General features: G+C 63.7%; 23 protein-coding genes. 13 read left to right on the forward strand and 10 right to left on the reverse strand.

Annotated elements, in window-relative coordinates:
- Nucleotides 1–76: 76 nt before the first annotated feature.
- The gene (locus tag LPW29_RS09255; RefSeq protein ID WP_238627764.1) at nt 77–568 is read right to left on the reverse strand and encodes a peroxiredoxin; all 492 of its coding nucleotides are present in this window, start codon (nt 566–568) and stop codon (nt 77–79) included.
- Between the two features lie 43 nt (nt 569–611).
- Nucleotides 612–1,166 carry a glycine cleavage system protein R gene (locus LPW29_RS09260; protein WP_238627765.1) on the reverse strand — a complete coding sequence of 185 codons (555 nt, stop codon included), beginning with the start codon at nt 1,164–1,166 and terminating at the stop codon, nt 612–614.
- 160 nt (nt 1,167–1,326) lie between these two features.
- Between LPW29_RS09260 and dapA the strand changes: the two genes are divergently transcribed.
- Together dapA and bamC are read left to right on the forward strand one after the other, a co-directional pair.
- Nucleotides 1,327–2,220: a 4-hydroxy-tetrahydrodipicolinate synthase gene (gene dapA / locus LPW29_RS09265; protein ID WP_090254222.1), complete on the forward strand. Its 894-nt coding sequence runs from the start codon at nt 1,327–1,329 to the stop codon at nt 2,218–2,220.
- Complete coding sequence (gene bamC, locus LPW29_RS09270) at nt 2,217–3,365, forward strand: outer membrane protein assembly factor BamC (protein WP_238627766.1); 1,149 nt, start codon at nt 2,217–2,219, stop codon at nt 3,363–3,365. The genes dapA and bamC overlap by 4 nt, the downstream gene beginning before the upstream one ends.
- Nucleotides 3,366–3,433: 68 nt before the next feature.
- Here bamC and folE2 read toward each other — a convergent pair whose 3' ends face one another.
- From folE2 to LPW29_RS09310, 8 genes are all read right to left on the reverse strand, one after another.
- Nucleotides 3,434–4,270: a GTP cyclohydrolase FolE2 gene (folE2, locus tag LPW29_RS09275; protein WP_090254227.1), complete on the reverse strand. Its 837-nt coding sequence runs from the start codon at nt 4,268–4,270 to the stop codon at nt 3,434–3,436.
- The gene (queD, locus tag LPW29_RS09280; protein WP_090254228.1) at nt 4,267–4,665 is read right to left on the reverse strand and encodes a 6-carboxytetrahydropterin synthase QueD; all 399 of its coding nucleotides are present in this window, start codon (nt 4,663–4,665) and stop codon (nt 4,267–4,269) included. Before queD ends, folE2 begins: the two co-directional genes overlap by 4 nt.
- Nucleotides 4,666–4,670: 5 nt before the next feature.
- Nucleotides 4,671–6,587 (reverse strand): 1-deoxy-D-xylulose-5-phosphate synthase, encoded by a 1,917-nt coding sequence (gene dxs, locus LPW29_RS09285; protein WP_238627767.1) that lies wholly within the window; start codon nt 6,585–6,587, stop codon nt 4,671–4,673.
- Nucleotides 6,588–6,652: 65 nt separating this feature from the next.
- The gene (gene ispA, locus LPW29_RS09290; RefSeq protein WP_090254232.1) at nt 6,653–7,537 is read right to left on the reverse strand and encodes a (2E,6E)-farnesyl diphosphate synthase; all 885 of its coding nucleotides are present in this window, start codon (nt 7,535–7,537) and stop codon (nt 6,653–6,655) included.
- Complete coding sequence (locus tag LPW29_RS09295; protein ID WP_090254234.1) at nt 7,538–7,798, reverse strand: exodeoxyribonuclease VII small subunit; 261 nt, start codon at nt 7,796–7,798, stop codon at nt 7,538–7,540. It lies immediately after the preceding gene.
- 83 nt (nt 7,799–7,881) lie between these two features.
- Nucleotides 7,882–9,243, reverse strand: coding sequence for a DNA repair protein RadA (gene radA, locus LPW29_RS09300; protein ID WP_090254236.1), 1,362 nt, complete (start codon nt 9,241–9,243; stop codon nt 7,882–7,884).
- A gap of 42 nt (nt 9,244–9,285) precedes the next feature.
- On the reverse strand, nt 9,286–10,578 hold the full coding sequence (locus LPW29_RS09305) for an HlyC/CorC family transporter (RefSeq protein WP_090254239.1): 1,293 nt from the start codon (nt 10,576–10,578) through the stop codon (nt 9,286–9,288).
- A 117-nt stretch (nt 10,579–10,695) separates the two neighbouring features.
- A complete protein-coding gene (locus LPW29_RS09310; RefSeq protein ID WP_090254241.1) occupies nt 10,696–11,517 on the reverse strand; it encodes a cytochrome C assembly family protein in 822 nt (273 codons plus the stop codon).
- A 67-nt stretch (nt 11,518–11,584) separates the two neighbouring features.
- Between LPW29_RS09310 and LPW29_RS09315 the strand changes: the two genes are divergently transcribed.
- From LPW29_RS09315 to htpG, 11 genes are all read left to right on the forward strand, one after another.
- Nucleotides 11,585–12,451 (forward strand): MBL fold metallo-hydrolase, encoded by an 867-nt coding sequence (locus LPW29_RS09315; RefSeq protein ID WP_238627768.1) that lies wholly within the window; start codon nt 11,585–11,587, stop codon nt 12,449–12,451.
- A gap of 34 nt (nt 12,452–12,485) precedes the next feature.
- Nucleotides 12,486–13,847, forward strand: coding sequence for a signal recognition particle protein (gene ffh, locus LPW29_RS09320; protein ID WP_090254244.1), 1,362 nt, complete (start codon nt 12,486–12,488; stop codon nt 13,845–13,847).
- Nucleotides 13,848–13,994: 147 nt separating this feature from the next.
- The gene (gene rpsP / locus LPW29_RS09325; protein ID WP_090254246.1) at nt 13,995–14,255 is read left to right on the forward strand and encodes a 30S ribosomal protein S16; all 261 of its coding nucleotides are present in this window, start codon (nt 13,995–13,997) and stop codon (nt 14,253–14,255) included.
- Nucleotides 14,256–14,274: 19 nt separating this feature from the next.
- Nucleotides 14,275–14,778, forward strand: coding sequence for a ribosome maturation factor RimM (gene rimM, locus LPW29_RS09330; RefSeq protein WP_090254248.1), 504 nt, complete (start codon nt 14,275–14,277; stop codon nt 14,776–14,778).
- Between the two features lie 6 nt (nt 14,779–14,784).
- Nucleotides 14,785–15,549 (forward strand): tRNA (guanosine(37)-N1)-methyltransferase TrmD, encoded by a 765-nt coding sequence (gene trmD, locus LPW29_RS09335; RefSeq protein ID WP_090254250.1) that lies wholly within the window; start codon nt 14,785–14,787, stop codon nt 15,547–15,549.
- A 13-nt stretch (nt 15,550–15,562) separates the two neighbouring features.
- Nucleotides 15,563–15,910 carry a 50S ribosomal protein L19 gene (gene rplS, locus LPW29_RS09340; protein WP_238627769.1) on the forward strand — a complete coding sequence of 116 codons (348 nt, stop codon included), beginning with the start codon at nt 15,563–15,565 and terminating at the stop codon, nt 15,908–15,910.
- Between the two features lie 26 nt (nt 15,911–15,936).
- Nucleotides 15,937–17,742, forward strand: coding sequence for a tetratricopeptide repeat protein (locus LPW29_RS09345; RefSeq protein ID WP_238627770.1), 1,806 nt, complete (start codon nt 15,937–15,939; stop codon nt 17,740–17,742).
- Nucleotides 17,743–17,746: 4 nt separating this feature from the next.
- Nucleotides 17,747–18,214 (forward strand): methylated-DNA--[protein]-cysteine S-methyltransferase, encoded by a 468-nt coding sequence (locus tag LPW29_RS09350; RefSeq protein ID WP_238627771.1) that lies wholly within the window; start codon nt 17,747–17,749, stop codon nt 18,212–18,214.
- Nucleotides 18,215–18,408: 194 nt separating this feature from the next.
- A complete protein-coding gene (soxA, locus tag LPW29_RS09355) occupies nt 18,409–19,212 on the forward strand; it encodes a sulfur oxidation c-type cytochrome SoxA (protein ID WP_090254256.1) in 804 nt (267 codons plus the stop codon).
- Nucleotides 19,213–19,227: 15 nt separating this feature from the next.
- Nucleotides 19,228–19,977, forward strand: a complete 750-nt coding sequence (soxX, locus tag LPW29_RS09360) for a sulfur oxidation c-type cytochrome SoxX (RefSeq protein WP_238627772.1) — start codon at nt 19,228–19,230, stop codon at nt 19,975–19,977.
- Between the two features lie 149 nt (nt 19,978–20,126).
- Nucleotides 20,127–22,013, forward strand: coding sequence for a molecular chaperone HtpG (gene htpG / locus LPW29_RS09365; protein ID WP_238627773.1), 1,887 nt, complete (start codon nt 20,127–20,129; stop codon nt 22,011–22,013).
- Nucleotides 22,014–22,141: the final 128 nt, after the last annotated feature.

Below are 22,141 nucleotides of genomic sequence, written 5' to 3' on the forward strand. Positions count from 1 at the left end.
CGTCTTTACCATGGAAGCACCCTGGGAGTTGCTGATGGCAGGAAGGGCCCCGGTGGATCCTGGGCCGGCGAGTGGGCTACCGGTCCAGTGACTCCAGGGCTTCGATGACTGCGTCCACATGCCCGTGCACCTTGACCTTGCGCCATTCTTTGCGCAGGACACCCTGGCGATCGATGAGAAAGGTGGAACGCTCAATGCCGCGCACCTGTTTACCGTACATGTTTTTCAGTTTCATGACCCCGAACAACTCGCAGACCCGTTCCTCCTCGTCCGAGAGCAACTCGAAGGGGAATCCGTACTTGCATTTGAACTTGTCATGGGACTTGAGCGTGTCCCGGGAGACACCCAGCACGCGGGCGCCGGCCTGTTCCAGACGCGCGTAGTGTTCAGTGAAGTCCTTGCCCTCGGTGGTGCAGCCCGGAGTATCGTCCCGGGGGTAGAAATACAGCACCAGATGTCGGTCTCCCAGCAGGTCCGACAGGCGCAGCGGTGCGTCATGGCCGGTGGCAGGCAATTCGAAGTCCGGCACTGGCTGGTCGAGGGCAACCTGGGGGGCGGGTTGGGACATGAGACATTCCTTCTGGCAGTGGGGTGGTCGGGGTGAGGTGGACTCAACCCTTGATCGGTTCGATCACGCCATCCAGGTTCAGTTCATCGCACAGGTCCAGAAAATCCTCCCGCAGTGAGGCGATGTGCTCGGTGGCGGGGATTTCCACCGACAGGTGGGCCGTGAACATGGGGGTGGAGGAATGGGCGGCGGTGTAGGCCTGGCTGTTCATCTCGCGAATCGTCACGCCTCGGGAGGAGAAGAAGCCGACCAGTTGGTGAACGATTCCCGGTTGGTCCAGGGCGATCACGTCCACCGAGTAAGGCAGGCTATGACCTTCCCGCTGTCCGGGGCCAGTACGCCGGGTGTGTACGTCCAGGCCCTGCTGGCGGGCCAGGCTGACCAGGGCGCCGTCGAGTTTGCTCAGGGTGTTCCAATTGCCTGAGACCAGTAGGGTGGCGGTGAAGGCATTGCCCAGCACGGCCATGTGACTGTCCTGAATACTGCAGCCACTGTCGAGTATTGCCCGGGTCAGGTGGTCCAGCAGTCCGGGTTGTTGTTCACCCATGGCTGAGATGAGCAGATGGGTACTACGGGAGTGACGCGGGGATTGGGGCATCCTGGGGGAATCCGGTGCGGCTGATCCCAGAGATTATCAAGGAGCCCGAGGGTAAAGCCACCGTGATGGTGGGGTGTGGTGGTCGTTGGCATGCCATCACGCTTGATGGGGGAGGGGGTGGACATTACTATGTGGGCCTGTATCCAGTGCGGAGGTTTCGATGTTTCACGGCAGCATGGTGGCCCTGGCCACGCCCATGAACGAGGATGGTTCCCTCGCCGAGGCGGCGCTGGAGGCGCTGGTGGAGTTTCACGTGGACCACGGCACGGACGCCATTGTCGCCGTGGGCACCACAGGTGAGTCCGCCACCCTGGATGTGCGTGAACATTGCCAGGTGGTGCGGCAGGTGGTGGCGTTCGCCAAGGGACGGGTACCGGTGATTGCCGGAACCGGGGCCAACTCCACGGCAGAGGCCATTGAGCTTACCCGTCTGGCCATGCAGTCCGGGGCCGATGCCTGTCTGCTGGTGACGCCGTACTACAACAAGCCCACCCAGGAAGGCCTCTATCGCCACTTCAAGGCCGTGGCGGATGCGGTGCCCATCCCTCAGATCCTCTACAACGTGCCCGGCCGCACGGCGGTGGATCTGTTGCCCGAGACGGCGGAACGTCTGTCCAGCATTTCCAATATCATTGGTCTCAAGGAGGCCACAGGCGATGTTCAACGGGCACGGGATGTGCTGGCCCGCTGTAGCGATCGGTTGGATCTTTACAGCGGCGATGACCCCACGTCCCTTGACTTCATGCTGGCCGGTGGGCGAGGCATGATCTCTGTGACCGCCAATGTGGCGCCTCGGGCAATGCACGAGATGTGCAAGGCGGCCCTGGCGGGTGACCGGGCCGCCGCGGAGGCCGCCGAGGCCCCTGTCCGGGGGCTGCATCGTGCACTGTTTGTGGAGTCGAATCCCATCCCGGTGAAGTGGGCGCTCCACGAAATGGGGCTGATCCCTCCCGGGATCCGCCTGCCCCTGACGCCACTGTCCGAGCACCTGCGTGAGCCCTTGCGTGACGCCCTCAAGGCCGCCGACATTCCCCTGAGTCCCTCGTATTCATGAAAGCATCATCGGTTTTTCCAAAGCCCCGGCACCTGCTGCCGGTCCTGGCGGGCACCCTGTTGATTGGTGGCTGCGGTCTGCTCGGTGAACGTGATAGCGCCGACCGTGCCGAGACACCTCCGTTGGAGGTGCCGCCTGATCTGGTGGCTCCCGAAGTGGATGGTTCGTTCCGGATTCCCGATGCCCCGGCGGGGCGTGCCAGTGCAGGCGGGGCGGCAAGCAACGTGCAGACTCAGGCCCAGGAGCGCTCGCAGGGTACGGCGATGCGCTCTGAGCGGGTACTGAGTTATCCCGAGGGCGTTCGGGTGGTCAGGGACGGTCCCGTGCGCTGGCTGGAAGTGGACATGCCACCGGATGAACTCTGGCCGCGGCTGCGTGCATTTTTCGACCAGCAGGACGTGCCGCTGGCTCGGCATGAGCCGCGCCAGGGCCTGCTCGAGACGGAGTGGATGCAGATGGAGGCCGGTGTGCCCATCGAAGGGGGCATCCGCCAGTTGATCGGACGTGTGTTCGGGGATTCCTACGACGCCAGTACGCGGGATCAGTTCCGGGTGAGGGTGGAGCCGGACGGGGATTCCGCCGCCGTGGTGTTTGTCAGTCATCGCAGTACCCGCGAGGTGGCAGTGGGCCAGGATGAGGTGCGTTGGCGGATGGCACCGGCCGATCCCGAGGCCGAGGCCCGTATGCTGGTGCAGATCATGAGCCACCTGGGGCCGGCGGAAGAACAGGCGGCACAGGCCGTGGCCGAGGAGGCCCGGGATGTGACGCCGTCACTGCGCATCACTCAGATGGAGGGGGAACCGGTACTGGAGATTCAGGATCGTTTTCTGAGTGTGTGGCGTCGTCTGGGTGTGATGCTGGATCGTGCCTCCCTGCTGGTGGATGATCAGGACCGCAGCGCCGGGACATATTTCGTCACCTACCGCCCGGAGCAGGATGCCGAGGAGGGAGGGTTCCTCAGTCGCCTGTTCGGTAGTGAAGAGGCGCCAGCCCTGCGCCGGGATACCCAGTACCGCATCTTGCTCGGTGAAGCCGAGGGGCGCGTGCGAATCGTGGCGAGGGATCAGGAGGGGGAGATTCTGGATGCCCAGCAGGCCGAGGCCGTACTGGAACGCATTCGTAACCAGTTCGAGGGTGTTGAATAGACGCCCGCTGGGCTGAAGTGCCACGGGATGGCCGGGCCAGGGCCCGGCCATGAGCACATGCTGGGGGCTCAGGCCCCGGCCAGTGCCAGTGCTTCCAGTTCCTTGTCCCGTTCGATCAGGGCGTAGGCGGAGTGATTGTGAATGGATTCGAAATTCTCCGATGACACGGAGTAGGCGGAGATGCGCTCGTCCTGATTCAGGCGCACGGCAATGTCCCGCACCAGGTCTTCCACGAACTTGGGATTATCATAGGCCCGCTCGGTGACGTATTTTTCGTCCGGGCGCTTGAGCAGTCCATAAAGCTCGCAAGAGGCCTCTTTCTCCACCAGGTCGATGAGTTCTTCCACCCACATGAAGTCCTTGATGCGCACGTTCACGGTGACGTGTGAACGCTGGTTGTGAGCGCCATACTCGGAGATGCCCTTGGAACAGGGGCACAGGCTGGTCACGGGGACCAGAACCTGAATGTTCATTTGCGGTTTGCCGTCCTGGATCACGCCGATAAAGCTCACATCGTAGTCCATGAGACTGCACACCCCGGTGACAGGGGCCGGCTTGTTCACGAAATAAGGGAAGTTCATCTCCAGATGACCGGCGGCCGCCTCCAGGCGTTCGGCCATCTCATGCAGCATGAGCTTGAACGTTTCCACCGTGATTTCACGCTCGTGGGCATTGAGGATGTCCACGAAACGTGACATGTGTGTGCCCTTGAAGTTATGGGGCAGGTTCACATACATGGAGAATCGGGCCACGGTATGCTGGTCGTTGCCGGTGCGATCGGTCACCCGCACCGGGTGGCGGATGTCCTTGATGCCCACCTTGTTGATGGGGATCTCGCGGGTATCCGCGCTGGCCTGCACGTCGGGGATGGCCGGCGTGATCAACTTCGGAACGATTGTGCTCATAAGGCTGAGTCCTTTGACTGGTCTTCCGAGTACCGCACACAAGCCCTCTCGGTCTCCCACAGGGTGATGGCGCTGACCCGCACATGGGGGGCGTCGAGTCGTGCCGTCATTTCGTGGAAGAACCACGCGGCAATGTTTTCGGCGGTCGGGTTCAGGTCCCGGAAGGGTTCCAGATCATTCAGGTATTGGTGATCCAGCTGGCCGGCAATCTCCCGCGCCAACCCCTTGATGGTCTTGAAGTCCACCGCCATACCCAGCGCATCGAGCTGCGAGGCCTCCACTTCGGCCTCGACTTTCCAGTTGTGGCCGTGCAGCCGGGCGCAATCTCCGGGATAGTCCCGCAGGGTGTGCGCTGACGCGAAGTCGGTCAGCACCTTGAGAGTATATTTGGGCACCGCGATTAAACTTTACCAATTTTGTCGGATATTACGCCACCCGCCGCACTGGCACAAGCCTGCGGGCCCAGGCGCTTGCGAATGGCGGCCTCCATGCTGTCGGCGTCGAGGCCTGCATCGACCAGCAGTTCCTCGCGGCTGCCGTGGCTCTGGAAACGATCCGGCAAGCCCAGCTGCAGCAGCCGGATGGCCATGTCATGGTGGGCCAGGCACTCGGCCACAGCACCGCCGGCGCCGCCGGCCACCACGTTGTCTTCCACGGTGACCAGCAGGTCGTGCGCCCGGGCGGCTTCCAGCACCCGCTGCTCGTCCAGGGGTTTGATAAAACGCATGTTGATCACCGTGGCGTCCAGTCGCTCACCCACCTCGAGGGCCTGAGCGAGGGGGGTGCCGAAAGCCAGAATGGCCACGCCCTTGCCGCGGCGGCGGACTTCCGCCTCACCCACGGGCAGGGGGACCAGGCCCGGTTCGGGCAGGGCGCCCGGGCCCTTGCCACGGGGATAGCGCACGGCGGCGGGTTGATCCAGAAGGAAACCGGTGGAGAGCATGCGCCGGCATTCGTTCTCGTCCGCCGGGGCCATGATGACCATGTTGGGGATGCAGCGCAGGAATGAGAGATCGAAGCTTCCCGCGTGGGTGGGGCCGTCAGGGCCCACCACGCCGGCGCGGTCGACGGCAAACAGTACGGGCAGGTTCTGCAGGGCCACATCGTGTATCAGTTGGTCGTAGCCGCGTTGCAGGAATGAGGAATAGATGGCCACCACGGGCTTCACGCCCTCGCAGGCCAGGCCCGCAGCCAGGGTGATGGCATGTTGTTCGGCAATGCCCACGTCATGGTAGCGTTCGGGGAAGCGCTCCACGTAAGCCGTCATGCCCGAGCCCTCGCTCATGGCGGGGGTGATGGCGACCATGCGCTCATCCGCTTCGGCCTGGTCGCATAGCCACTGACCAAACACCTGGGTGTAGGTGGGCGAACCGCTGCTCTTGCCGCTCTGAATGCCCTGGTCAGGGTCAAAGCTCCCGACGCCATGATAGGTGCAGGGATCCTCCTCGGCCGGTCCGTAGCCACGCCCCTTGTGGGTGACCACATGCAGCAGGATCGGGCCCTCCATGGTGTAGAGGTTGCGCAGCATCTTCACCATGCCGTTCACGTCGTGACCGTCCACCGGTCCGAAATAGTTCAGGCCCAGTTCCTCGAAGAGGGTGCTGGGAACAATCATGCCCTTCACGTGTTCCTCGGCACGGCGCATGAATTCCCGCATGGGGGGCACGTGGTCCAGGACACGCTTGCTGCCCTCGCGCATGCTGGAATACATGGGGCCGGACAGCAGGCTGGCCAGGTGTCGGTTGAGGGCACCCACATTGGCCGAGATGGACATGTTGTTGTCGTTGAGCACCACCAGCAGGTCAGCCTTTTCGTCGCCCGCATGATTGAGGGCCTCAAAGGCCATACCTGCAGTCATGGCGCCATCGCCGATGATGGCCACGGATTTTCGCCGTTCGCCCTGCTGGCGGGCCCCCAGGGCCATGCCCAGGGCGGCACTGATGGAGGTGCTGGAATGGCCCACGCCAAAGCAGTCGTAACAGCTTTCGTCGCGCTTGGGAAAGCCGGCCAGGCCGTCCTTCTGGCGCAGGGACTGCATGGCCTCGCGCCGGCCGGTAAGGATCTTGTGGGGATAGCTCTGGTGGCCCACGTCCCACACCAGACGATCCTCGGGCGTGTTGAAGACATGGTGCAGGGCAATGGTCAGTTCCACCGTACCCAGGTTGGCCGCCAGGTGGCCGCCGGTTCGGGAGACGGATTCCAGCAGAAAGGCCCGCATCTCTTCCGCCAGGGAGGAGAGTTCATCCATGGACCAGCCGCGGATGTCCTCCGGACCGTGGATGCGCGAGAGCAGGGGATACGAATCAGTCTGTGTCATCTCACTGCCATTCGAGGAAAACTTTCATTATCACGGGGGGTGGCCGGGTGTGCAAGCCGAACCCTTCAGTTGATACGCTCGACGATGAAGCGGGCGATCCAGCGCAGCAGGTCGGCCCGTTCATCCAGCCCGGCAATGCCGTCCAGGGCCCGGTCCACCAGCTCCCGGGCCTGCTGCTTGGAGGCGTCAAGACCGATGATGGCCGGGTAGGTGGCCTTGCCCAGGGCCTGGTCTGCCCCTTGGGTCTTGCCCAGGGTCTGGGTGTCGCCTTCCACGTCCAGGATGTCGTCGCGGATCTGGAAGGCCAGGCCGATGCATTTGGCAAAGCGGTCCAGGCCCTCGAGGGTCTGCGGGTCCACGTCAGGACGACTGGTGGCGCCCATGAGCACGGCGGCCCGGATCAGGGCGCCGGTCTTGTGCACGTGCATGCCCTCCAGTTCGGCAATATCCAGTTGCTTGCCGGCGGAGCCCAGGTCGATGGCCTGGCCGCCGACCATGCCCCGGGAGCCCGAGGCGCGGGCCAGTTGATCCACCATGCGCAGCCGGGCACCCGGGTCGTCCACCATTTTGGGGTCGGTGGCCAGGATCTGGAAGGCCAGGGCCTGCAGGGCGTCTCCCACCAGGATGGCGGTCGCATCGTCGTAGGCCTTGTGACAGGTGGGTTTGCCACGGCGCAGGTCGTCGTCATCCATGGCGGGGAGGTCGTCATGCACCAGGGAATACACATGAATCAGTTCCACGGCGCAGGCAGGACCGTCCAACTGATCCAGGGGCACACCCAGGGCACTGCCCGTGGCATAGGCCAGCACCGGGCGGATGCGCTTGCCGCCATCCAGGGCAGAGTAGCGCATGCCCTCGTGGAGACGGCCTGGCAGGATGTTGGATTCGGGCAGCCAGCCGGCCAGGGCGGCTTCAACCCGTTGTTGCAGATCGGAAATACGTGATTCCACTCAGTCTTCTCCGTCCGGGCCCGCTGGTTCGGGCGTGTCGAGATCGATCTCGGTGCCATCCTCGGTGAGTCGACGCACCTTCTGTTCCGCCGCTGTCAGGGCCTTCTGGCAGCGGCGGGTGAGCGCGATACCGCGCTCGAATTCTTCCAGCGAGGTTTCCAGCGACAATTCCCCCTGTTCCATGCGCGCCACCAGGGCCTCCAGGGCTTCCAGGTCCTTTTCGAATTCGGCAGGGTTGTCGGGGGTGTCGCCTGTGGTCATTCTGGGCCTCGGGCTGGGAGTGGAATGATACGCGAAACAGAGGGTAGCACGAAGCGCCGTTGTGGTTGCCTGGGTGACCGGTCTCAGATGACGTCCAGGACCTGGGCCAGGCGGCTGGCAGCGGTGATCTCCATGCCCTGGATGGGTTTGCGGGGTGCGTTGCCGGCGGGTACCACGGCGCGGGTAAAGCCGTGTTTGGCGGCCTCCCGCAGGCGCTCCTCGCCATTGGGGACCGGACGGATCTCGCCGGCCAGGCCCACCTCGCCAAAGCTCACCAGTTCATGGGGCAGGGGGCGGTCGCGGAAGCTGGACAAGGCGGAGAGCAGCATGGGCAGGTCGGCCGCGGTTTCCGTGACGCGCACGCCGCCCACCACATTGACGAAGACGTCCTGGTCATAGAGGGCGAGGCCGCCGTGACGATGCAGTACCGCCAGGAGCATGGCGAGGCGGTTCTGTTCCAGTCCCACGGTCACGCGCCGGGGCTGAGGGGCGTGGCTCTCGGCCACCAGGGCCTGTACCTCCACCATGAGGGGACGCGTGCCCTCCCGGGTGACCATGATGACGCTGCCGGGCACCGGTTCCTCGTGGCGCGACAGGAAGATGGCCGAGGGGTTGCTCACCGGTTTGAGGCCCGTCTCCAGCATGGCGAAGACCCCGAGTTCATTCACGGCGCCGAAGCGGTTCTTTACCGCCCTGAGCACGCGGTAGCGGCCACCGGGATCTCCCTCGAAATAGAGCACCGTGTCCACCATATGTTCCAGCACACGTGGGCCGGCAATCTGGCCTTCCTTGGTGACGTGGCCCACGATGAACACGGCAGTACCGGTCTGCTTGGCATAGCGTACCAGGATTGCCGCACTTTCCCGGACCTGGGCCACCGAACCGGGGGCCGATTGCAGTTGTTCGGAATGGATCGTCTGGATGGAGTCCACCACCATGACCTGGGGTTTTTCCCGCTGGGCATGCTCGATGATGCGTTCCACGCAGGTCTCGGTGAGCAGACGCAGGTCTTCACAGGGCAGGCCCAGGCGGCGGCCGCGCAGGGAAACCTGTTCAGGGGATTCCTCGCCAGTGACGTAGAGGCTGGCCAGGTCAGGCAGGGTGGCGAGGGCCTGTAGCAGGAGGGTGGACTTGCCGATGCCCGGGTCGCCGCCGATGAGCACCACCGAGCCCTGCACCAGTCCGCCGCCCAGGGCGCGGTCCAGCTCCGAGATGCCCGTGGTGTTGCGGGCATCGCCTTCGGTGGTGACCTCGCCCAGGCGCTTTACCTGAGCGGGACCGCCTGCGTAGCCAGCGAAGCGGCTGCCGGTGGCAGCATGGGCCGTCGGCTGGGTCATCACTTCCGTCAGGGTGTTCCAGGCGCCGCAGTCCGGGCACTGGCCGGCCCATTTGGGAGACAGGGCCCCGCAGGCGGTGCATTCATGCTGGACGCGGGGCTTGGCCATGATCGTGGTTCCGTGAGTTGCCGGGGCGGGGCCTGAACAGGCTCAGTGAGTGCTGCTGTCCTGGCCCCCGGCCTTGGCGGGCAGGCGCGGGCCGATGCGCACGGTTTTGATGGCGTTGCTCTTCACATGCACGATCTCGATGGGGTAGCGGTCAATGAGGACGCTGGTATTCGCATCCGGGATCGTTTCCAAGTACTCCAGCAGCATGCCATTGAGGGTGCGCGGACCGTCCACCGCGAACCGCGTACCCACGATGCGGTTGAGTTCCCGCAGGTGGATCGTGGCGTCCACCAGATAACTGCCATCCTCCTGGGGCAGCACCTCGGGCGAGACGGCGGATGGGTCGGTCGTGAATTCGCCCACCACCTCCTCCAGCAGGTCTTCCAGGGTGACCAGGCCTTCGATGTCGCCGTATTCATCCACCACCATGCCGATGCGCCGCTGCTCGCGCTGGAAATTGAGCAACTGGCGGTTGAGGTTGGTGCCTTGGGGGATGAAGTAGGGCTCGCGCAGGTTGTCGCGCAGCTGGTCGGGGGTGAATTCATCCCGGTGGACCATGGGCAATACCCGTCGCAGGTGAATGAAACCCAGCATGTTGTCCACGTTGCCCTTGAAGACCGGCAGGCGGGTGTACTGACTGTGGATGATCTGGTCTTCGATCTCTTCCCAGTCATCCTCCAGGTCGATACCCACGATCTCGTTGCGGGGCACCATGATGTCTTCGACAGTGGCCTTTTCCAGATCCAGCAAGGCCACCAGCATGCGCTGATGGCGGGCGGGGATCAGACTGCCCGCCTCGTTCACCGCCACACGCAATTCCTCGCTGGACAGGGCGTGGTGGGCGCGGTCATGAGAGCGGATGCCCACGGCGCGCAGCACGGCATTGGCCACCAGGTTCACCGTCCATACCAGGGGATAGGCGACCACCAGCAGCGGCGTGAAGACGTAGGCGGCCGGGTAGGCGATACGATCCGAGTGCAGGGCGGCGAGGGTTTTTGGGGCTACCTCGGCAAAGACCAGCAGGGTGAGGGTGAGCAGGCCGGTGGCCACGGCCACGCCCACGTCGCCATGGATCCTGAAGCCGATATAGGTGGCCAGCTGGGTGATCAGGATGTTGACGAAGTTGTTGCCCAGCAGAATCAGGCCAATCAGCCGGTCGGGCTTGTCCAGCAGCTTCTGGGCGCGCCGCGCACCACCATGCCCCGCCTGCGCCATGTGGCGCATGCGATAGCGGTTCAGTGACATCAGGGCGGTTTCCGACCCGGAGAAAAAGGCCGAACAGAAAAACAGCGTCACCAGCACCGCCGCCAGTGCGCCTAGAGGAATTTGTTCCAAGGTCGCTTTAACATCCCGTGGGGAAGTTGTACATCCTCCGCATTACACGGAGAGGCCGGCCACCCTGTCAAGGGTTGCCAGTGCCCCCCGCGTGACGGGCCGACGCGCGCGGGGGCGTCAGCCGACGCCCAGCATCATGTCGATGACCACTTTGGTGCCCACGTAGGCCACCACCAGCCAGGCAAAGCCCATGAGCGTCCAGCGCACGGCCTTGCGACCACGCCAGCCGAAACGGAAGCGTCCGAAGAGCAGGATGGCGAACACCACCCAGGCAATGATGGCGAACACCACTTTATGGACCAGCTGTTGCGCAAGAATGTCATCCAGCACGAACAGGCCAGTGGCCAGCGCCGCGGTAAGGAAGATGAAGCCCCAGCCGATGATGTGGAACAGCATGGAGTCCATCATGGACAGTGGCGGTAGTGCCCGGATCAACCCGCCCGGGCGATGGTTATGCAGGCTGTAGTTCTGCAGGGCCAGCAGCCCGGCCTGAATGGCGGCGATGGTGAGCAGGCTGAAGGCGATCATGGCCAGCAGCATGTGGGCACGCAGCCCCGGATCGCTGACCGCGGCCGTGGGCGTGCCGCCGGCCAGCGCCATCTCCAGCGCCACGGTGACGCCGGCAAACGGCAGCAGGATGATGCCCAGCACATGGATGGGGTGGCGTAGCGACCAGACGAACAGGAACACGGCGATGATCCAGGCTGTCATCGAGACAACGCTGAAGACGCCGATGCCAAACCCGTTGGCCCCGAACATGAAGTGGTAGAGCACCACGGCGTGCAGGACGATGGCGGCGCCCCACGTGGCAAACAGCAGGGGTCTGCCCTTTTCGGTGGGGGGCTCCCCGCCGGCGGCACGGCGTAGCCGCTGCATCAACAGGGCTCCACCCATGAAGTAGAACACGGTGGCGAGTAATCCGAAGGCGGCTACGAGCATGCAGGGATTCCAAACCTTAAATTTCGACCGAGAATCATTGCATAAAATCGAGGCCCGGTGAAGGTGCATGCGCGCATGGGCCTCCGTTGACTTGGTCACCGCCTTCGCGGCCATGCTACGATCGAGCCCCAGGGTGTTCAGTGCCGCGGACGGGGATGTGCAGACCATGGAGATCAAGGTGCTGGGTTGCAGTGGCGGTATCGGTGCGGGGCGGCGTACCTCGGCACTGCTCGTGGATGATGACATCCTCATCGACTGTGGCACGGGCGTGGCCGATCTGTCCCTGGAGGCCATGGCGCGGCTGCGGCACGTCTTCATTACCCATACGCATCTGGATCACATTGCCTGCCTGCCCTTGCTGGTGGATACCCTGTTCAGTCGGTTGCAGTCCCGGCCGCTGGTGATTCACACCCGCTCCGACTGCATGCGTATCATTCACCACCACATCTTCAACTGGCAGATCTGGCCCGACTTTTTCGAGTTACCGGAGCGTGAGCGGCCCGTGGTCTGTTTCGAGGAGATGGATGCCACGCGCCCCCTGGATATCGATGGCCGGCGCGTGCATATGCTGCCAGCCAATCATACGGTGCCGGCGGTGGGCTACCGGGTGGAGGATGGCCGTGGCGCCTTTGCCTTTACCGGCGATACCACCAGTAATGACGATCTGTGGGCCGCGCTGAATGACCATGCGGGCCTGGACTGGCTGATGGTGGAATGTGCCTTTCCCGAGGCGGAGCGCGACCTGGGGCGTCGAGCCGGCCACTATTGCCCCAGTCTGCTGGCCCAGGATCTGGTCAAGCTGCGGCACCAGCCCAGGGTGGGGATCACCCATCTCAAGCCCGGCGCGGAGTCCGAGATATTCGCGGACTTGCGGCGGCGGCTGCCCGAGCGAGATCTGGTGCGCCTCGGCAGCGGGGATGTATTCAAGATATAATCCGCGCTTTTACCGACGTTCCAGGCAGGTTCCCATGTTTGACAGCCTTTCAGATCGCCTTCAGGGCACCATCAAGCGCCTGCGCGGGCAGTCGCGACTGACCGAGGAAAACGTCCAGGAGACCATCCGGGAGGTGCGCAAGGCCCTCCTGGAGGCGGATGTGGCGCTGCCGGTGGTTCGGGAATTCATTGCCCGGGTCAAGGAGCGAGCGGTGGGGCAGGAGGTGCTGTCCAGTCTGACCCCGGGGCAGGCCCTGGTGAAGGTGGTCAACGATGAGTTGATCGCCGTCATGGGCGAGGGCAACGACGACCTGAACCTGAATGTTCAGCCCCCGGCGGTCATCCTCATGGCCGGCCTGCAGGGGGCGGGTAAGACCACCACCGTGGGCAAGCTCTCACGCTGGCTGACCGAACGCCGTGACAAAAAAGTGATGGTGGCCAGTTGTGACGTTTACCGGCCAGCGGCCATTCGTCAGTTGGAGACCGTGGCTGGCGAAGTGGGGGCCGAGTTTTTCCCCAGTGACGCCGGACAGGATCCGGTGGATATTGCCAGGGCGGCACTGGAGCAGGCCCGCAAGCAACACCGGGATGTGCTCATCATCGACACGGCCGGTCGTCTCCATGTGGATGCCGAGATGATGGACGAGATCCGTCGTCTGCACGAGGCCCTCAACCCCGCCGAGACCCTGTTCGTGGTGGACAGCATGACCGGTCAGGACGCCGCCAACACCGCCAAGGCCTTCAATGATGCCCTGGCGCTGACGGGCGTGGTGCTCACCAAGGCCGATGGAGACGCCCGCGGCGGGGCGGCCCTGTCGGTGCGCCACATCACCGGCAAGCCCATCAAGTTTCTGGGGATGGGTGAGAAGACCACTGCCCTGGAGCCCTTTCATCCGGACCGGGTGGCCTCGCGCATCCTCGGGATGGGTGATGTGGTCAGCCTGGTGGAGGAGGCCACCCGCGAGGTGGATCAGGGCAAGGCGGAAAAGCTGGCCCGCAAGATCAAGAAGGGCAAGAGCTTTGATCTGGAGGACTTGCGGGACCAGTTGGGGCAGATGTCGAAAATGGGAGGCGTCAACTCCCTCCTGGAAAAGCTGCCGGGCACCAGCGACCTGCCCGATGCCATCAAGAACAAGGCTCACGACAAGGACATGGGCCGCATGGTGGCCATCATCAATTCCATGACGCCCAAGGAGCGGCGTCATCCTGAAATCATCAAGGGTCGGCGCAAGCGCCGCATTGCCGCCGGCTCCGGCACGCAGGTGCAGGATGTGAATCGTCTGCTCAAGCAGCACATGCAGATGAGCAAGATGGTGAAACAGTTCTCCAAGGGCGGCATGAACAAGATGATGAAGTCCCTGAAGGGTCGCATGCCGGGCGGCCGGATGCCCTTTTAACCCCGGGGTGGCAAGGGGGTCTTCCGGGAGCCAGGGGGGTGTTGGCCCCCGGTCCCTACTTGTGCCCGGGGGCGGCGTGTGTATAATGCCGCGTTTCTCCGGGGAACCCCCCCGCTCGGAATACCTGACAAGCAGGGCTAAGCGCAGATGGTAACGATTCGACTCGCTCGCGGCGGCGCCAAGAAGGCGCCCTTCTACAAAATTGTGGTCACCGACTCCCGCAGTCGCCGTGACAGCGGCTACATTGAGCGCCTGGGTTACTTCAACCCGGTGGCGCGCGGTCAGGAGGTGCGCCTGCACATGGACTCCGATCGCATGGAGCACTGGCTGTCCAAGGGCGCTCAGACCTCCGAGCGCGTGGCCAAGCTGCTCAAGGAATTCCAGAAGCAGAATCAGGCTGCCGCCTAAGGCGCCACGAGGCAGGCACGTGGGCTCGGACCCGATTGTTGTTGGCCGGATATCCGGCGTTCACGGTGTTCGCGGCTGGGTCAAGCTCTTCTCCGAGACCGACCCGCGTGACCGCATTCTGCAGTACGAGCCCCTGCTCATGGAGCGGAATGGGCAATGGCAGGCTGTCCCCCTGGAGGACGGCCGCCCCCAGGGTAAGGGGGTGGTAGCCAAGTTTGCGGGTATGGATGATCGGGATGTGGCAGCCACCTATGTGGGTTGTCAGTTGGCGATCCGGCCAGAACAGCTCGAACCTCTGCCCGAAGGTGAATATTACTGGGCCGACTTGATCGGTCTGACAGTGGAAACACTGGATGGCATCTTGCTGGGGCAGGTGGATAACCTGATTCAGACCGGTGCCAACGATGTGCTGGTGGTCCGTGGCGACCGGGAGCGCCTGATCCCCTATCTACGGGAACGGGTGATCCACGAGATCGACCTGGAGGCCGGAAGGATGCGAGTGGACTGGGATCCGGATTTCTAGGATCCCATGCGCTTCGATGTAATCAGCGTGTTTCCCGAGTGGGTCGCCTCAGTGACCCGATGCGGTGTTACCGGCCGGGCTCGGGAGCGGGGATTGATGTCCCTGCAGTGCTGGGATCCTCGGTGTTTCACGGAGGATCGACATCGCACCGTGGACGACCGCCCCTATGGGGGAGGGCCGGGCATGGTGATGAAGGTGGAGCCCTTGCGTCGGGCGATTGGTGCGGCCCGTGGGGCCGACCCCCGGCCGGCCAAGGTGCTGTACATGAGCCCGCAGGGGCGCCGCCTGGACCAGGCCGCTGTCCATGACATGGCCGGTCAGTCCAGGCTGATCCTGCTGGCGGGGCGCTATGAAGGTATTGATGAACGCCTCATTCAGTTGGAAGTGGACGAGGAATGGTCCATCGGGGATTATGTGCTATCCGGCGGCGAGCTGGCGGCCATGGTGCTGATGGATGCCTGCGCCCGGCTGCTGCCCGGGGCCCTCGGCGACGAGGACTCCGCCGCCCAGGATTCCTTTTCAACGGGCCTGCTGGATTGTCCGCACTACACTCGCCCGGAGATGATCGATGGGCTGGAAGTGCCCCCGGTGCTGCGCAGCGGCGATCACGGACGGATCGAGCGCTGGCGTCGCAAACAGGCCCTGGGGCGTACCTGGATGCGCCGCCCGGACATACTGGCGCAACAGGAATTGAGTCAGGCGGATCGCCGCCTGCTGGAAGAATATCAACGCGAGCATGCCGAGGGGCAGGCCGCGCCGAGCAGTGACTGACAGGGGTCGAACCATGAGCAACATCATCCAGCAACTGGACGCCGAGCAGATGAACCGCGAGGTGCCCGACTTTACCCCTGGCGACACCGTGGTCGTCCAGGTAAAGGTGAAGGAAGGTAACCGCGAGCGCCTGCAGGCCTTTGAAGGCGTGTGCATCGCCAAGCGTAACCGCGGCATCAACTCCGCCTTCACCGTGCGCAAGGTATCCCACGGCGAAGGGGTGGAGCGGGTCTTCCAGACCTACAGCCCGTCGGTGGCCGAGATCCAGGTCAAGCGCCGCGGTAAAGTCCGTCGCGCCAAGCTGTACTACCTGCGTGGACGTACCGGCAAGGCTGCTCGCATCAAGGAAGACGTCAAGTAAGTACGGCCCTCCTGGGTTTCATTCGTATGGATTCTGCAAAGCGTCCCGGCGTGCCGGGGCGCTTTGTCGTGCGTGCGGTGACCCAGGTTCCGCATCGTCTGGTTCTGCTGTGTCTCCTGCTGCTCTGCATGACATCGGCGCAGGCCGACCGTGTGGTGGACGAGGCCATGGCCATGGCCCGTGTCGGGGCTGCGGAACTGGCTCTGAACCTGCTGGCGGAGGAAATGCCCGACCCGCGCGCCGAACCCGTGCGCTGGATGGAGCGGGAGCAGGCCCGCATCGAAATCCTGGGCATGAACAGTCGCTGGGAGCAGGTGGTGGAGCGCACCGCCCGAATCCCGGTGGAGATGCCGGTGGAGTTCGTCATCTGGACGCGAACCCGTCAGGCCCACGCCCTCATTGCCCTGGGCCGGGGTCACGAGGCCCGCGATGTCCTGCGCCCTCTGATCTGGTTTGGTCGCCATAACGCCAGCGAAAGCTGGTTTCGCTCCTGGCGTCGCCTGGTGGCTGAATCCTATGATCTGGACGACCGTCCCGAGGACGCCCTCACGGCGCTGCGGCGCTACCGTTTTGATTATCCGGATGATGTGGCCCGGGTGGCCCTGATGGAGGCTCACCTGCTGCTGCAGTTGGAACGTCCCCGGGAAGCGGTCGATGCGCTGGAAAGCGTGGAGGAATCTGAGGCGGACGCGTTGCGTCTGCTGGCGCGCCTCCGTGCGGAAGACCTCTCCGCGACGGACACCCTGGAGCAGGCCCTCGCCCGTGCCCAGGCTGTGGGGCGAGACACCCGGGACGGTGCCCGCTATCAGGCAATAGCCGCGCATGCTGTCCAGAGGGGCGGTGACACCACCAATGGCCTGGCCATCATGGAGCGCGCCCTGGCATCCCAGCGAATCCTGGGGGATGGGGATGAGGTCTTTCACCTCTCTGCCGATCTGCTCTGGGAACACTATGCCCGCCTGGGTGAACGTGAGGCCAACCGCCGACAGTGGCTGCTCGGCGACGATGCAGACTGGCTTGAACGGGCCGCGCAACTGCACAGCCGCGAACCTCATCTCTCCCGCGGGATACTGGCCCTGGTGGCCTTGAGATCCCCCTCCCCTTCCGGTCGTGAACAGGCCCATCGTCAGTTGGGCGAGCAGTTGGCGCGGGTGGAGGGCCACGGTCCGGCTCTGCTCCATGCACTGTATCTGGGGGAGGGGCCCTTCGGCAGCCCCGGGCAGGTGCCGGATCCGGTGCGCCATTTGTTGGTGGAGCAGGCGCTGGAGGCGGGGGATCTTGCCACCGCCTCGGCACTCATGGCGGGCCTGCACCGTCCCCCGGAGGGGGTCGATCCCTTCGACTGGGGGCTTCGCCGGGCTCGGGCCCTGATCCTGGGTGGGCAGGAGGAGGCAGGGATTGATGGCCTGTATGATGTTCTCTCTGATGTGCGCCGCCTGGAGGCTGACCCGGGAGATCGCTTCATGCAGGTGATGTTCGATCTGCAGACGGTGGGCCGCCATGACGAGGCCCTGAACCTTTTCCAGGCGCTGGCCCCCCGGCTTGTGGAGGCGCGCCAGCGGCGGGAGTTGTGGTTCTGGACCGCGGACTCCTATCGCGCCCTGGACGAGCATGCGCAGGCGGCGCGTTACTACCTGCGCTCGGCCATGGCGGGTAACAGCACTGACCTTTGGGGCCTGAGTGCCCGCTTCCAGGCCGCCCAGGCCCTGGCCGATGCGGGCCTGGTGGACGATGCGCGAGCCCTGTATGAAGACCTGCTGGAGCGGGCCACCGAGCCGGGCCGACGGATCATGCTCCGCCAGCGCCTCCAGCAACTGATGCTGGTGGATTAGCCGGATGCCATCCCGGGCGGTGATCGAAAGCCCCCTGGGGCGTATCGCGCTGACCTGGGATGCCGCCGGCCTGACAGCCCTGGATTATGTCGCTGGCGGTGAAGCCCCGTGCCCGCCGCCCCCGGGCCTTGGCGCCGAGGCCGCCTTCCAGCTGGCAGCGTATTTCCTGGATCCCGCCTTCCGCTTCGATCTACCCCTGGCCCCAGGGGGCACGTCCTTTCAGCTGCGTGTGTGGGCGGCCCTGTGCCGTATTCCCTCGGGTGCCCCAATCACCTATGGCCAGTTGGCCCGGCAATTGAACTCCGGCGCCCGGGCTGTCGGCGGCGCCTGCCGCGGTAATCCTCTGCCCATCATCATCCCCTGTCATCGCATCATCCCCGCCCACGGCGGCGTAGGCGGCTATGGCGGCGCAACCCAGGGCGCCGGCCCCCGCATCAAGCAATGGCTCCTCACCCACGAAAAAAACCGCTGACCCCCTGAGATTGCTCTTGCCGCCTTGTGGGAGCGGCTCTTCATAAGAAATCACTAATAGTTATTTCGTTATTCCAAAACGATTGACATTTCCCGGTTCTGAACGCAGTCTATTCCCAAGGTCCGCCATCACCTCCCGGGCATCAGGGGGGCGGGAGGAGGCCTTCAAGACAATAATTCGTGGAGGAGACGGAAATGATCAAGCAATGGTTGGTCGCCACGGCCTTGGCCGCAAGCGTGGTCGGGGGGGCGACCGCATCGGACTCGCCTTATCTCACAGGGCGCGAACAGCTCATGATGCTGGCCGATAACAATCCCGCCGAGTTGACCGAGTGGCGGGGCGAGGATTTGTTTCATGAGCCTCGAGGCCCCAAGAATGTCTCTCTTGAGCAGTGTGATTTCGGTCTCGGTCCCGGTGTGCTCGAGGGTGCCTATGTGCAGATGCCCCGGTATTTTGAGGACACCGGCCGGGTGATGGATCTGGAAAGCCGTCTCATCCACTGCATGAAGACCTTGCAGGGATTCACGGAGGAAGATGATCCGATCGCCCGCAAGCACTCCTCGGACACCCGCGAGGCGGATCTGACCGCCCTCTACACCTACATTGCAGCCCAGTCCAACGGCATGGCCTGGGATCCGCCCATGGATCACCCCATGGAACGCCTCACCCGGGATGCCGGCGAGGTGCTGTTCTATCGTCGCGCCGGCAACATGGATTTTGGTTGCGTCTCCTGCCATAGCGAACCCCGCAAACGCATCCGTCTCTCCTTCCTGCCCGTGGTCTCCCATCAGGAGGAATGGTCCAAGGCGGTCTCCTGGCCAGCCTATCGTATTGGCCATGGTGTAGTGCGAAGCTCGCAGCACCGCGTGCGTGGCTGCTACTACCAGATGCGCCAGGCCGGCGTGAAATTCGGGTCCGATGCATCCATCGCCATCCTCTCCTACTGGACCGATCAGGCCCGGGGTGGTGAGGCTACATTGCCGGATCTGAAGCGCTGATCAGGGGGAGTCGATATGACCAACAAGACAAGACATATGACCTACATGGGGCTGGCCCTGTCTGCGGGTTTGCTCGCCGGGTGTGTGCAGGTGGGCGAACAGAGCGATGATGAGCCCGATCTGACGGAGATGTCCGCCGAGGAGTATGCGGAGTATCTGATCTTCGAATCAAACAGCTTCAAACTGGATCAAGAGGTGCAGGAGGGAGGGACTGCGCGGGAACGCATGCAGCAGGACGAGTTGCAACGCCTGTGCAGCGATACCCGCAACCGCCCCCACGGAGAGGTCGCCAATCGCATCGTTGCCATGGCCCGGGAGAGCTTTGAGTACCCGGAAGGCGGCATCCAGCTGGGTGACTGGGAGAAGGGGGCCGAACTGGCCCGCAGCGGCTATGGTTACCGGATTGGCCACCGGTACGACAATCCGGAACGCACGGTGGGGGGCAATTGCTATGCCTGCCATCAGATGGACCCGGAAGAGCTGGCCTATGGCAATATCGGCCCCAGCCTCAGCAATTATGGGGAATTGCGTGGCAATACCGAGGCGGTACGGCGCTTCGTGTACGAGATGATCTATAACCCCCATGCCTACTTCCCCTGCACCGCCATGCCGCGCATGGGACACAATGGGTTCCTGGAGCAGGAAAGCATCTCGCACATCATGGCCTACCTGCTGGACCCGGAGTCTCCGGTGAATGCTCGTCACGCCGATACGGATGCCGAAATGGATCCGGTCAGTGCCCCGCCGGGGAGTACCGGGTTCTAGGTCCATACGGGCATCCCTTGATTTGACCTTGTTGGCCCCTCCACCGCCTGGCGCGGGGAGGGGCTTTTTCGTGATGCCCTTGAAATCCGCGCGTCGCATCCCCATACCTTGGCGACATCTCAACCCAACCTATCAATAGCGGAGCCCCCATGAGCGTCGATACGCACAAGGAAACCCGACAGTTTCAGACCGAGGTCAGCCAGCTGCTGCACCTGATGATCAATGCGCTGTACTCCAACAAGGAGATCTTCCTGCGTGAACTTGTCTCCAACGCGGCTGATGCCTGCGACAAGCTGCGCTTCGAGGCCCTGGCCGATGATGCCCTGATGGAAGGCGAGGGCGACCTGAGCATCCAGGTGGAGTACGACAAGGATGCCCGCACCGTCACCGTGCGCGACAACGGCATCGGCATGAGTCGGGATGATGTCATCAACAACATCGGCACCATCGCCCATTCCGGTACCCGTGAGTTCCTCAGTCGCCTCACCGGTGACCAGAAAAAGGACGCCCACCTCATCGGTCAGTTCGGTGTGGGTTTCTATTCTTCCTTCATTGTGGCCGATCGGGTGACGCTCACCACCCGTCGTGCCGGCATGGGCGCCGAGCACGGTGTGCGCTGGGAGTCCGACGGCAGCGGCGAGTTCACCGTGGAGACGGTGGAAAGGCCCGAGCGTGGCACCGAGGTGGTGTTGCACCTGAAGCAGGATGAAGATGAATTCCTGGATGAATTCCGCCTGCGCCACATCATCACCCGCTACTCCGATCACATTCCCCTGCCCATCACCATGCGCAAGCGGGATGACGACGGCAAGGCCCTGGAGGAATGGGAGACGGTCAACCGGGCCTCGGCCCTGTGGACCCGTTCCAAATCGGAGATCTCCGATGAGGAGTACAAGGCGTTCTACAAGCACGTGGCCCACGACTTCGAGGAGCCGCTCACCTGGACCCACAACCGGGTGGAAGGGCGTCAGGAGTATACGTCGCTGTTGTATATCCCCAAGCGCGCCCCCTTCGACCTGTGGGACCGGGACCGTCGCCACGGCATCAAGCTCTACGTGCAGCGGGTGTTCATCATGGATGATGCCGAGCAACTCATGCCCACCTATCTGCGCTTCGTGCGCGGGGTAGTGGACTCCAACGACCTGCCGCTGAACATTTCCCGTGAAATCCTGCAGAACAATCGCCTGATCGACGGCATTCGCTCCGGTTCGGTGAAAAAGGTCCTGGGGCTGCTGGAAGATCTTGCCAAGAAGGACCCCGAGGAGTACCAGACCTTCTGGGACGCCTTCGGTCGTGTGCTCAAGGAAGGACCCGCCGAGGACTATGCCAATCGGGAGCAGATTGGTCGCCTGCTGCGCTTTGCCAGCACCCACACCGGCGAGTCCGCCCAGAATGTCTCCCTGTCCGACTACATCGGTCGCATGAAGGAGGGACAGGACACCATCTACTACATCACCGCCGACAGCCACACGGCGGCCCTGCACAGCCCGCACCTGGAGGTCTTCCGGAAACGGGGTATTGAGGTCTTGCTGCTGTCCGACCGTGTGGACGAATGGCTGGTCTCGCACCTGCACGAATTCGAGGGCAAGTCCCTCAAGTCCGTGGCCAAGGGCGACCTGGACCTGGGCGATACCGAGACGGAAGAAGAGAAAAAGGCTCAGCAGGAGGCCGAGGAGCAGGTCAAGGATCTGCTGCCGCGCATCCAGGAGGCCCTGGGCGAGCGGGTGAAGGAGGTCAGGTTCTCCCACCGCCTCACCGACTCCCCGGCCTGTATCGTGCTGTCCGAGGATGAGATGGCCCTGTACATGCAGCAGTTGCTCAAGCAGGCGGGTCAGAATCTGCCGGATACCAAGCCCGTGCTGGAGGTTAACCCTGGCCATCGCCTCATCCAGCGCATGGGCGAGGAGACGGACGAGGCCCGTTTCAAGGACTGGTCCAGCCTGCTCCTGGATCAGGCGGTGTTGGCCGAGGGCGGACAACTGGAAGATCCGGCAGGCTTCGTCAAGCGCCTCAACACCCTGATCACCCACGGCTGACCCACGGTTAACTCTCGTGCATCACGGCGGGTGAGGCACCCCCGATGATGAAAGAGACGCTCCGAGCCCCTCTCCCCTGCGGGGAGAGGGGTTGGGGTGAGGGGCGAGGGCTGGCACAGTGCCTGTCT

The sequence above is a fragment of the Ectothiorhodospira sp. 9100 genome, from assembly GCF_022227565.1.
In the GTDB taxonomy this organism is placed as follows: Bacteria; Pseudomonadota; Gammaproteobacteria; order Ectothiorhodospirales; family Ectothiorhodospiraceae; genus Ectothiorhodospira; species Ectothiorhodospira marina.